Here is an 11,623-nt window from a genome sequence, read left to right as displayed (position 1 = left end):
CATTAAATCTAGCATGTTATGAGTCCAATTGAGTGCTAAATGTTGTATAATAATCTTTGGAAAATAACTAATATATTGAAAGCCGGAGCGAACTATGAAAAACAATACTCTTTTCTCTTTTCACCCATTATGTTATTTATTACTTTTGGTAGTTACTAGTTCTATTTACTCGATCATCAATCAATCAACAGGTCATGCTGTCGATGTTACGACTCTAATAGATGGGGAGATTCCCTTCATTAAAGAATTTGTCGTTCCTTATTTACTTTGGTATCCGTATATATATGGATTGATGATTTATTACTGTTTTGTTGACCGCAAGCATTATTTTGTTGCATTAGGTAGTTTGATTAGCGGAAAACTTATCTGTTTTATTGTATATTGTTTTTGGCAAACGACCGTACCTCGTCCAGAAGTGGTGGGGAACGATATCTTTGCCAATTTAGTTCGACTTGTTTATAGTCATGATCAACCTGTTAACTGTTTACCTAGTATTCATGTACTGACAACATTTATTATGATGATCGTTGTGTATAAACGGAAAGACCAGCATAAATGGGAGTTTGCTAGTGTCACTGCATTTGGAACACTGATTATCTTATCCACGCTATTTACGAAACAGCATGCTGTTTTAGATGTACTAGCAGGAATACTCCTTGCATGTGGGGTGTATGTTTCGATACAGTATATGTTCCAAGCACTATCAGCCTATCAGATCAATCATTATGCAGGGAGACAAATAAAAAAAGAAATAAAAAATACGGATTTATAGGTCTTTTGAGAAAATGCCTTGATCCGTTTACAGAAAAATGCCACTGTAAGATACCAGCTCTAAGGAGCGTATATCTTACAGTGGCATTTTATATAGGCTTCTTAAGTAAAATCATTATACAGACAATAAAAAAAGCACCAATCTTCAAGAAATAAGAAGATTGGTGCTTTTGCTTTTACATTTCAGCTTCTATTTTCAATGATGATTCTTCGCTGAATTTTTCCTTATCCAGGTCACCCGTTATTTTACTTGTTAGAATACCTGAAGTCATGCTTCCGCTGACATTCACAGCCGTTCTTCCCATATCGATCAATGGCTCAACGGAAATCAACAGTCCCGCCAAGGCAATTGGCAAGTTCATTGCTGACAATACTAGAATAGCAGCAAAAGTTGCTCCTCCACCTACGCCAGCAACCCCGAAAGAGCTAATGGCTACAATGGCAATTAACATGGCAATAAAGGATGGTGTTAGAGGGTCAATACCCACTGTTGGAGCGATCATGACGGCTAACATAGCCGGATAGATGCCGGCACAGCCGTTTTGACCAATCGACAAACCGAAGGATCCAGCAAAGTTGGCAATTCCTTCAGACACTCCTAATTGTTTCTGTGTTTGGATGTTCAATGGCAGAGCACCCGCACTTGTTCTTGAAGTGAAGGCAAACGATAATACTGGGAAAGCTTTTCTCAAATATACCACTGGATTCAATCCGGCAAGCGTCAACAATAACAAATGAATCAAGAACATGACAATTAGGGCGACATAAGAGGCTCCCACGAATTTTCCTAATTTCAGGATAGCGTCCAGATCACTTGTCGCTACCGTCTTAGTCATGATCGCCAAGATTCCATAAGGCGTTAAACGTAGAATTAACGTTACCACGCGCATGATGATGCTGTGCAATGTATCTACTATTTTAGCAAAAAACTCAGCATGTTCAGGCTGCTTCCTTTTGACCCCTAAATAGGCAATCCCAAGAAATGCAGCAAAAATCACAACAGAAATAGTTGAAGTGGGACGGGCTCCAGTTAAATCCTGAAACGGATTTGACGGAATCAATTCAAGGATTTGTTGCGGCATCGTTTTATCTTGAATGGTACCGTATGTTTCCGTTATTTGATCCCCACGGCTTAACTCTGCATCTCCTTGCTCAATTTGAACGGCTTCTAAATTGAACACAGTTGCGGATGTAATCCCCACGGCTGCTGCAATCGCAGTCGTTCCAAGCAAGATCCCGATAATCAGGACACTGATCTTTCCGATATTGCTAGTTAGTTTCAACCTTGTAAAGGCTGACAAGATAGAGATGAAAACAAGCGGCATAACAATCATTTGCAGAAACTTAACATATCCAGAACCTACAATGTTAAACCAATCGACTGATTTAACAATCGCTTCTGATTGAGGTTCATAGAAATACTGCAAAAGAAGTCCGAATACAATCCCTAATCCAAGTCCAGTAAAGACCCTTTTTGTAAAAGAAACATGTTTCTTATTCATATAAAATAAAACGCCTAAAAGTACGAGCATAATAGCAAGATTTAAAAATACATAACCAATCATATATTTCCCTCCTCAATTCCGATTAACCAAATAAGATTAATTAATATCTGAAATTATAATACATCATTTTTTATTTATTTACCAGAAGAAAATTATTTATTTTTGACTTGGAGAGGAATTCATGTATTTATCCATATTCAAGAACTGAATAAGAAGGAACAATAAAAGAGAGATATACATAAACCTTTCTCCACTCACGGATCAGGGTTTCAGTATACCTCTCATAGATACAATTATTACTTCTTCAAATCAAACACGATATCATCCAATACCAACTCTTTGGGAGCACTACTTGGTTTTGTTGGGAAGGATGACACCTTTTCTTTACCATCTTCCGTTATGGTTACTTCCCCATGGTTCTCTGAAGTGAAATTACGTAAGGACAAATGAGGAGTTGCAATCAGTTTCGTAGCGTTCTGATCAATTTTTTGGAAGGTCTTACTCCAGCTCATATTATAAGAACCGAAACCTTTTCCTCCGTTGCCTTGTCCAGCGTACACATTTCCTAAGTCATCTTTAATGGTCAATCCAACATAGACCTCATCCCACTTGTTTTTAACCAAGTCGGAAACTTCTTGATTGTAATGAACGACAAAGGACATCGGTGATATCGCGATTTTTTCAACGGACACCTTTACTCCATATTGATCTACACTTTTATTGATAACCTTTTCGTTGCTTTCCGTTGCTTTTAGAGAGAAGGCAAAGTTCCAATTTCCTTTTATCTCTTTATTCGTGTCGGTAATACTAATGCTGTTTATATCCCAGTCTATATTTACCGTATCTTCTTTAAGCTCATCTAAGTTACTAGCCGTTAGTAAGCCTACATATTTTTTATCTGCTACTTTTGTAATTCCATCTGATCCTGCTTGGGCTTTCATTTCTTTTATTTGTGGGCCGGGAATATAGAATGATCCGTCACCCAAATCTTCTTCACTTTCAATGGTATAAGTGATGGTTACTGTTTTTCCATCATAAATGGCGTCATTTATCGTGAAAGTAAGGCCATTGCTTTCTTCGGTAAGGCCAATTTCGTTGGAGTAGTTCTTATAATCACTATAAAGACCCTTTCCATCATTCTTGATATCATCATAGAGACCAGTATTTCCATTACCAAAAAAGCTAAAAATATCTCCAATCAAAGGAATGCTTTTAGCAGAAGCTGTGAACGATAATCCAATGGTTGCGGTGGATAATCCGAATATAATGGAAGCAACCAGAACTTTCTTTTGCCAACCCTTCATTTTTTTCTTCTTGCTTATTGATTTTTTAAGAGTTCTTTTGACTTTAGCTTTTTCTAGTTCAGTAACTTCCATTTCCTCAAATTCAGTTTCGTCTATGTCTATATCATTTAATAATTCATAAATATCCTTCATACTACGCTACCTCCTAACTTTAGATTCGTAGCTTTTTGATTTAGTTTCTTCTTTCCTCTATAAATTCGATTGTCAATCGAAGCTTTGGTTAACCCGAGTTTTATCGAAATATCCTCATTCTTAAAACCTAGAAAGAACTTCAAGATAAAAATATCTCGATCAACAGGCTCTAAAAGCTCGATTAACTGAAGTAGTTCCGTTCTATCTTCCATCATAATCAGTTCGTCTTCTGCTGATTTTTCTAGATTCACATCGGTATAACTTGACGTAAATTCCACTTTCTTAGTAGCTTTTCTGTAGGAATCAATCGATTTAAACTTAGCGATCGCACAAATCCATTTTCTGAAATCTGTTGAATCGCCATGGAACTTTTTCGAATTGTTCCAGATTGAGAGAAAAATATCATTGATACATTCTTCAATAATTCCTTCGTTCTTAAGGGGGGAGAGAATTTTATTTGTGATCCCCTTAATCAATGGCAAATAATTATCAACTATAAATTCTAATGCGTCTTCTTCTTGTCGTTGTAACCGCTCGATAAAATTCTTATCAGTAGACTTCATGTAATGATTCCCCTTGTTTTTTTGTAAAAGCTTTTACACTTTATACAACGTATGGAAAAATATTTATTCTCAAAAAGATTTGGGAACTTGATAGGGCAGGTATTATCAGGAAGGATATGTAAATAGGTTTCTTGAATTATAGGGTATTGAAGTTATCAAACTTTGTAAAGATGAGCCAAGTGTTTTGGAAAGGGATGAGTAGTGATGGAAATATTTATTAATAGGCTAAATGAACGAGACGCGGAAGAGTTATTTACATTTGAATGCAATAATAGAAGGTTTTTTGAACAAACGGTCCCAAGTCGTGGAGATGATTATTATACCTTCGAAACGTTTAAAAATAGACATAGGGAATTATTAAAAGAACAAGAAGAAAATATTTCATATTTTTATCTCATTAAGAATGACTCAGGCTCAATTGTCGGAAGAATTAACTTGGTTGATATTGATAATACCAATGGCTCGGCACATGTGGGTTATAGAATTGGAGAGAAGTATACGCAAAGGGGAATAGCCAATAAAGCATTAAAGCTATTAGTAAACACAGCGGCAGAATTAAGTGTAAACCAGATACATGCGAAAACAACAAGTAACAATATTGCCTCTCAAAAAGTTTTAGAAAGAAACGGATTTAAACGGATTTCAATTAATGAGGAAAAAAATGAACACCACGGTCAAAAGGAAACGTTTATCTATTATTTTAGGACACTATAAAAATTCGGACTGAAAAATAGACGATTGAGATATTCAGGAGATGAACCAATGAAAAAAATGATAGAACATACAACATTCCCAAAATATATTACCGGCATTTATGTTTCGCAAGAATAGTAAAAGCTTTCATTACTTAGAATGAGAACGGAGAATCTACTATGATAGAAGGTTTATATGAAGCCCATTTACCTGTTAAAGACTTAGCCATTTCAATGGAATTTTATAAGAAAATAGGCTTGAAAATGGCATGGAAGGATGAAGATACTGCCTTCTTTTGGATCGAGGAAAACAAAAGTTGGGTAGGTCTGTGGGAGGGGGAAGAATATCAAACTCCATATCACCCTTCACTACGGCATATCGCTTTTCGAGTATCTTATGAAAACATGAAAAATGCTTTGACTTGGCTTCAATCCCTGCAAATTGAAGTTGTCCCTTTTGGAAAAAGAACGTCCATTGAACCTTTTGTTCGTACTCATCAAGGAAACGCTTCCGTCTATTTTAATGATCCAGATGGTAATAGTTTGGAGCTTATGTGTTCAATAGAAGTACCTGATGCATATAAGCATATGACCAATAAACTTTCACTTGAAGAATGGGAAGAATTACTTACTAAGTGACTCATTTATCTATTAATAAAGTCGTTTAGAAAATAATAAAGTGTTTAAAAATTAAAAGTTATATAAAAAGCTGATCGGCAATAACACCAATCAGCTTTTTCCTGATGCTTATTCTTCTCGAATGACAAAGATAACACCAATAAAGATTAATATAGTACCCATCCAAAAAAGCAAGCCAATTTGCTCACCTAGCAATAACCACCCTAAAAAGGTACCGACTATAGGCTGGAAAAAGAAAAATAATCCGCCACTTGAAGCATTAAGCATTTGCAATCCGCGATTCCATAGTAAAAAGGCACATGCTGTCGATATGACTCCCAAGTATAAAAGACCGCCCCAAATAGTTGGATGCATCATGGCTTGGAAGTCGAGTTTATCTAATCTATTAATTGTAAAAGGCGTAAGTAAGACAATTGAAACAAGAATAGCATAGGTTGTTACCACAATTTGTGAATATTGCCCGGGGACACGCTTAATAAGAACAGACATAAGCGACCATGTTAGTGCTGCAATAAGTAACGATACCGCACCAAGTTGATTAGATGAATTGATATGCGCATTTCCGACTATAATACAGACACCAATTGTAGCTAGAATAATTGAAAGTGCTTTTTTAAACGTAATTTTTTCTTTTAAAATAATTCGCGCAAATAGCACCATGAATGCAGGTGTTGTTGAAGTTATAATGGCACCCATTTGTGCAGTAGAGAGCATTGTACCAATTTCCTGGGTTACAATGGAAATTGTATTTCCAATAAGCCCAATCATGAAAATTAACAACCAGTCTCGTTTTTCAATACGCCATGATTGTTTTGTTACAACACCAATAATTAGCAATGCAACAATTGCAATTACATAGCGGAACCATACTAATTCAAGTGGTGGAACAGAGTCTACCACAACCTTTACCACAACATACATCCCGCCCCAAATACTAGCAGCGAGTGATAAATATAAAGAACCTAATAAGGTGTTTTTCATTTTGCGCCCTCCGTTTTCTCTAGACAAATAATTCTGTCCTTAACGGAGTTGTAGTATTCTACCGTTAAGGGAGAATAACTACAGGTACATCATTTTCAAATAGTGGTGAATACATCATCAGATTTCAGCTCACTTTCATAATGTTTTCCTAATCATACAATAATTTGGTTGAATGGAGTATATAACTGTTCAATGAATTGGGTTTTATTATGAATCAAAAATTTAATGAATCAATCATAAAAGGGACCAAAAAAATTCGAACGTTGATTTCCACTCCAGGCACTCGCTTTCCGCGGGCGGTCCGGGAGCCTCCTCGGCGCCTTTGCGCCTGCGGGGTCTCCCTTGGACGCGCTTTTCCCGCAGGAGTCTCGCACCTTCCATTCCAATCAACTTTGTTTTAACAATTAGATATAACCGCTTTTGTCGACAAACTGAAGGGACCAAAAAAATGGTCCCTTTCCCAATGATGAAATTAAAATAACAGAATCTTTTCATTAAATCTTTAGCATGTTTACAATTTCTTTCGCTTTATCTAATTGAACTCCTTCAATTAAGCTGCTTTTTTTTCTAACAGCTGTACCAAAATGATAGTAACCGGTATTTAGTTCGGAATGGATAGAAAGGATATTATCTTTATTTAAGCCGCTGCCGACTAAAATCGAGATGTCGCCGCAGGCTTTTTTCATTTGGTGAATGGTTTGCATGCGGGTTGAGAAATCACCATGTCCACCGGACGTCAATATCGTTGTAATTTCCGGATACTGTGCTAGCATTTCAGCAGCTCGTACTGGGTCAGGAGTATCATCGATGGCTCGGTGGAATGTAATCTCCAAACCTTCACATGCTGTTAATAGTTCTTCCAGGTATATTTGATTGATTTCATTTTTTTCATTTAATACACCCAATACGACGCCGTTTGCCCCCAATGAGGAAATAATCTTTATATCATTTTTCATAATACTTAAATCATCAGGAGAATACTGAAATGATTGGCTATGAGGCCTTACCATCACGTTGACTGGAATGCTTACCGAACTGACGACAGCTTCTATCAGGGCGTAACTGGGAGTTAAACCACCCTCAGTTAAAGCACAAACGAGCTCGATACGGTCTGCACCTGATTTTTCAATTAAAAGGGCATCTTCTATGGTTGTGGCAATAAATTCAATGTACATTAGATTTTCCTTTCTTGACAAGTTCTTTGGTATCCTTCATAGGAATCAGAATAATAAAAGTATATCATTTTGTTGCTGTTCATTAATTTTTGGATAAAACAATTTAAGTGTCAGAAGAACAGTGACACTAAACTTGTTTATAAAAGTAAGTTTCATTACAAAAGAATAAGCATTTCATTTCTCAAAAAAACTTTCTTAAACCTATGTAACTACAGTCACAATCAATTTTATCATGCGGTCTGCTTTTCTGTTAGATTGTTATCTCTATCTGATTTCCTTCAGGGTCACTTACTACGCTTTCATAATAACCATCCCCAGTGATACGTGGGCCGTTCAACACAGGGTATCCTGCTGCTTTTAACGTTTCTGTTAATTGATCGACATTCTCTTTGCTTCCCACAGAAAAAGCGATATGAGCATATCCTGTTATTGGGGTAGTCATTTTATCTTGTATTCCTTTCTGTCGCATAACTTCTAGACGTGCTCCATTTTCGAAAGTAATAAAATAGGATTCAAATTGCTTTTCCGTATTACGGTATAAACGATTGGCTGTGCCCTTGAAGTACTGCGCGTAGAACGCACACATTGATTCCAGATCATTCACCCAAATAGCTACATGTTCAATTTTCATCATCTTCACCTTTTCGTTTGTATAATTAACGCTTTGCTTTATTATTTTTCACATAATCATTCAACATTGTCTCTTTATCAGTTTTTTTTCATACTAAACAACTACAAATCTTTATTCTCATTAATATAAAAATAAGCAACGTAGTTATCAATGCAAACTCTATATCACTAAAGTACTTTAGAATTCGTATTTTTCCCCTTTGATAAATCCTTTTTTTTCAATAAGGAATTTAATTTTTCTGAACCAAATATCATTGCTGCAACAAAAACAACAATAAAAAACGGGAAGATTCCTATTGTTGATTGAGATGCAATGAAACCAAGAAGAGGAGGCAGGAACGTACTACCTGTATAGGCAACAGCCATTTGATAGCCCATAATTGTCTGAGAATGCTCCTTTCCAAAGCGTGCTGGTGTTTCATGTAACATGCACGGAAATATCGGTGCTAATCCTAATCCAATCATGATAAAGCCTACAAGTGAGAAACTAGACGGTAATGGTAAGAATAGAAGTACCGCACCAGCCAATGCTGTTATTTGGCCTACCCGAATGAGAGTACGGTTACTGACCTTTAAAGTAATAAAACCTGTAATAAATCTGCCAATTGTTATTCCTGCGTAATATAGGGAAACCCATTGTGCAGCTACCGCTACGGGTAACTCCTTAACATTTACCAGAAAGCTACTTCCCCATAGGCCCATTGTTGCTTCAACACCACAATAAAACAAGAAAGATATCAGAGCTAGCTTAACTCCCCTAATCTTCAAAGGTTTTATATCTTTAGCATCTTCATCATAAAATACACTTTTTGAATCTTCCGGCTCTTCACTTAAAGTAACATTGCTGTTTCTTGCGACCCTATTCCATAAAGGCAGAGTGAAGAATAGGATTACAACTAATGCGAACTGAATTCCAGCAATAGCAAGATATCCTTGTCTCCAAGAATTTTGCTCTGAAATAAACTGAGACATAATGATGGGACCAAGTGTAGCCCCAACTCCCCAGAAACAATGTAGCCAACTCATGTGGTGTGCTTTGTAATGTGTAGCAACATAATTGTTTAATCCTGCATCAACAGAACCTGCACCTAATCCAAGTGGTATGGCACAAATAATTAACCAAACAAGCGATGGTGCAAAAGTGAAACCTAGCAAAGCCCCAGCAGTCATTAAGCAACTGACAAATGTAACATTCCCAGTTCCGAACCGTTTAAGCACAGTTCCGCTTGCTAAACTGGAAATAATTGTACCACCTGCTATCGTCATAAAAAGCAAGCCAGCAGTCTCAAGCCGTGCTCCATATTCCAATTGCATCACAGGCCATGCAACTCCCAACAATGAATCAGGTAAACCTAAGCTGATGAAAGCCAAATAGATGATTACTAAAAAGAATGTAGCCATGTATATAACCCGCCTTTAATTTTTTTTGCGGTGCTCCATTTTACTTCTGATTCGTTTTACCTGCTTGTTCCAGTGATCATGAGATCAAGTCCAAGATTTTGTAATCCATATAGATAGTCTTGTTTCCAATCACTCATTGTTATCTCTGGAAGATGTTCTAGTGGGATATATTTTGAGCTCCCTATTACAATTTGGTCTATTATTAATTTGTTCACTTCATCATTGCAAAAGATGATCGTATGAGGGTTAATGATTGCTACAAACGTAGCTACTAAACGGCTAATTGCATCAATCTCATATTCCTCACGGATAGTTGCTTTATTAGGTCCACTTCCATTTTCTAAAGCTTGCAGAAAATTTCGGTCATCATACTGCGGGACGAATGAAACCTCTCCCGAGAAAAAAGTACTTCCTCGCACCACGTCTCCATTTATCATAATTCCTGCACCTGGACCATTCTGACCGGAATACAAATATATAAGAGATTGATTGTCATTATTCCCCTTATTATTGTGATATCCAAGAACTGCGGCATTCATATCGTTCTCTACTACCACAGGTATAGAAAAACGATCCTCATAGTATCCTTTTAAATCAAAATTTTGAAAATGCTCGTAGCCTGGTATATAAAAAATCCGACCATTATCAACCGAACCAGGGACACCAATTGCCATAGAACTAATCTTTGAGTATTTAGCTATTATGTCTTCAATATACTTGGTTAATAATTTTAGATCATCATCTATTAATACACTTGACGTTTTTCCCTGTTCCTTCACTTCACCCAAACAATTAAAAATTGTATAATTTGTCTCTGTTCTCTCTAAAAATAGTGCTAAACCTAACATATGTTCAGGATTGTAGGCATATCGTTTTGCTCTTCTTCCACCACTAGAATCATCGAGGCCGACTAAAATAAGTTCGCCATCCTTCTCCATCTGCGCTAGGAATTTACTTATTGTCGGGAAACTAATTCCTAATTTATCGCTGAGTTCAACTTTTGTTGCACTTCCAAGTTCTAAAAGAGTTGTACGAATACCATTAAGGATAACCTTCTTCCTAGATTTTGGAGTAACGAATAACTCATTCATAATGTTCACCACCTAATATAAAAACTTATTAAAGATCTTTAATAAGTTACGATGATACTATATCATATACAAGTTTGGTAAACAATGGAAATCGAAAATGAATATTTATTATTTATACAACTTACAAATACTAGCATTACTCTTTCTGAATCTGGCCTATAACACGAGTAACAATGATGTTATATGGCCCAATTGTGGAGGAGAATTGTACATTTGTTACCTATAAATCATCCTGTTTGGCTACTCTATTTTTCATCCCAGGTAACCTCAGTGGCTTATTGATTATGCTTTCACTATCAACTATTTTTTTATTTTCATTTATAATGAAACGAAATGTCCATTCAAACGTATAAAAAAAGAATATATTTAGAGAATGGTATATTGAAAGTAAAATGGTTGCCGGAAAAATTAAATGAGCATAATCATAACGGAGGTTATTTAATTGGATAAAGAAGGTAAGGAAGTAACGAAATCGAAGTTTTACAAAATAGGAATGGGTTTTCTAATAGTGTCTCTTCTCACTTGGATTATTCCTGTAATAGCTCCTTTTACGCCATTTCCAACGGCGGTAAAAGCGGGGGTCATAACAGGTGCAATAGTCTTTGCAGAAGTAATGTTCTGGGTAGGTGCACTTTTAGTCGGAAAAGAAGTAGCTGCTAACTTTAAAAGTTACTTAAACCCGAAAAATTGGAAAAAAGAAAAAGCAGGAAAATGAAAAATAAAAGTTTAGAAGGTAGTG

Annotated in this window: 12 protein-coding genes; 4 read left to right on the top strand and 8 right to left on the bottom strand. The window is 36.2% G+C overall.

All coding sequences use genetic code 11. From position 1 onward, the window contains the following. Positions 1-94: 94 nt before the first annotated feature. Positions 95-772 carry a phosphatase PAP2 family protein gene (locus tag AKG34_RS18860; RefSeq protein ID WP_053347510.1) on the top strand — a complete coding sequence of 226 codons (678 nt, stop codon included), beginning with the start codon at positions 95-97 and terminating at the stop codon, positions 770-772. 175 nt (positions 773-947) lie between these two features. On the opposite strand, the gene AKG34_RS18855 is transcribed toward AKG34_RS18860, so the two are convergent. From AKG34_RS18855 to AKG34_RS18845, 3 genes are all read right to left on the bottom strand, one after another. Next, complete coding sequence (locus AKG34_RS18855) at positions 948-2,336, bottom strand: L-cystine transporter (protein WP_053347509.1); 1,389 nt, start codon at positions 2,334-2,336, stop codon at positions 948-950. Positions 2,337-2,572: 236 nt separating this feature from the next. Continuing rightward, the gene (locus AKG34_RS18850) at positions 2,573-3,712 is read right to left on the bottom strand and encodes a DUF4179 domain-containing protein (RefSeq protein WP_053347508.1); all 1,140 of its coding nucleotides are present in this window, start codon (positions 3,710-3,712) and stop codon (positions 2,573-2,575) included. Beyond that, positions 3,709-4,275, bottom strand: coding sequence for a sigma-70 family RNA polymerase sigma factor (locus AKG34_RS18845; RefSeq protein ID WP_053347507.1), 567 nt, complete (start codon positions 4,273-4,275; stop codon positions 3,709-3,711). Before AKG34_RS18845 ends, AKG34_RS18850 begins: the two co-directional genes overlap by 4 nt. Positions 4,276-4,479: 204 nt before the next feature. On the opposite strand from AKG34_RS18845, the gene AKG34_RS18840 reads away from it, so the two are divergent. Then, a complete protein-coding gene (locus tag AKG34_RS18840; protein WP_053347506.1) occupies positions 4,480-4,989 on the top strand; it encodes a GNAT family N-acetyltransferase in 510 nt (169 codons plus the stop codon). Between the two features lie 158 nt (positions 4,990-5,147). Further along, on the top strand, positions 5,148-5,606 hold the full coding sequence (locus tag AKG34_RS18835; protein WP_053347505.1) for a VOC family protein: 459 nt from the start codon (positions 5,148-5,150) through the stop codon (positions 5,604-5,606). A gap of 108 nt (positions 5,607-5,714) precedes the next feature. On the opposite strand, the gene AKG34_RS18830 is transcribed toward AKG34_RS18835, so the two are convergent. From AKG34_RS18830 to AKG34_RS18805, 5 genes are all read right to left on the bottom strand, one after another. Further along, positions 5,715-6,587, bottom strand: a complete 873-nt coding sequence (locus AKG34_RS18830; protein WP_053347504.1) for a DMT family transporter — start codon at positions 6,585-6,587, stop codon at positions 5,715-5,717. Between the two features lie 494 nt (positions 6,588-7,081). Beyond that, the gene (locus tag AKG34_RS18820; RefSeq protein ID WP_053347502.1) at positions 7,082-7,762 is read right to left on the bottom strand and encodes a copper homeostasis protein CutC; all 681 of its coding nucleotides are present in this window, start codon (positions 7,760-7,762) and stop codon (positions 7,082-7,084) included. Positions 7,763-8,012: 250 nt separating this feature from the next. Continuing rightward, the gene (locus AKG34_RS18815) at positions 8,013-8,393 is read right to left on the bottom strand and encodes a VOC family protein (protein WP_053347501.1); all 381 of its coding nucleotides are present in this window, start codon (positions 8,391-8,393) and stop codon (positions 8,013-8,015) included. A gap of 167 nt (positions 8,394-8,560) precedes the next feature. Beyond that, the gene (locus AKG34_RS18810; protein WP_053347500.1) at positions 8,561-9,793 is read right to left on the bottom strand and encodes an MFS transporter; all 1,233 of its coding nucleotides are present in this window, start codon (positions 9,791-9,793) and stop codon (positions 8,561-8,563) included. 56 nt (positions 9,794-9,849) lie between these two features. Next, positions 9,850-10,884 (bottom strand): ROK family transcriptional regulator, encoded by a 1,035-nt coding sequence (locus tag AKG34_RS18805; protein ID WP_053347499.1) that lies wholly within the window; start codon positions 10,882-10,884, stop codon positions 9,850-9,852. A 442-nt stretch (positions 10,885-11,326) separates the two neighbouring features. On the opposite strand from AKG34_RS18805, the gene AKG34_RS18800 reads away from it, so the two are divergent. Further along, complete coding sequence (locus AKG34_RS18800; protein ID WP_236694971.1) at positions 11,327-11,599, top strand: transporter suffix domain-containing protein; 273 nt, start codon at positions 11,327-11,329, stop codon at positions 11,597-11,599. The last annotated feature ends 24 nt before the right edge of the window (positions 11,600-11,623 follow it).

It is taken from the genome of Peribacillus butanolivorans (assembly GCF_001273755.1).
Classification (GTDB): Bacteria; Bacillota; Bacilli; order Bacillales; family DSM-1321; genus Peribacillus; species Peribacillus butanolivorans.
This window is presented reverse-complemented; position numbering and strand designations above follow the sequence as displayed.

Bases quoted from the DNA above. Each gene is read 5' to 3' on its own strand.
- AKG34_RS18860 (WP_053347510.1), top strand. From the start codon at position 95: ATGAAAAACAATACTCTTTTCTCTTTTCACCCATTATGTTATTTATTA.
- AKG34_RS18855 (WP_053347509.1), bottom strand. From the start codon at position 2,336: ATGATTGGTTATGTATTTTTAAATCTTGCTATTATGCTCGTACTTTTA.
- AKG34_RS18850 (WP_053347508.1), bottom strand. From the start codon at position 3,712: ATGAAGGATATTTATGAATTATTAAATGATATAGACATAGACGAAACT.
- AKG34_RS18845 (WP_053347507.1), bottom strand. From the start codon at position 4,275: ATGAAGTCTACTGATAAGAATTTTATCGAGCGGTTACAACGACAAGAA.
- AKG34_RS18840 (WP_053347506.1), top strand. From the start codon at position 4,480: ATGGAAATATTTATTAATAGGCTAAATGAACGAGACGCGGAAGAGTTA.
- AKG34_RS18835 (WP_053347505.1), top strand. From the start codon at position 5,148: ATGATAGAAGGTTTATATGAAGCCCATTTACCTGTTAAAGACTTAGCC.
- AKG34_RS18830 (WP_053347504.1), bottom strand. From the start codon at position 6,587: ATGAAAAACACCTTATTAGGTTCTTTATATTTATCACTCGCTGCTAGT.
- AKG34_RS18820 (WP_053347502.1), bottom strand. From the start codon at position 7,762: ATGTACATTGAATTTATTGCCACAACCATAGAAGATGCCCTTTTAATT.
- AKG34_RS18815 (WP_053347501.1), bottom strand. From the start codon at position 8,393: ATGAAAATTGAACATGTAGCTATTTGGGTGAATGATCTGGAATCAATG.
- AKG34_RS18810 (WP_053347500.1), bottom strand. From the start codon at position 9,793: ATGGCTACATTCTTTTTAGTAATCATCTATTTGGCTTTCATCAGCTTA.
- AKG34_RS18805 (WP_053347499.1), bottom strand. From the start codon at position 10,884: ATGAATGAGTTATTCGTTACTCCAAAATCTAGGAAGAAGGTTATCCTT.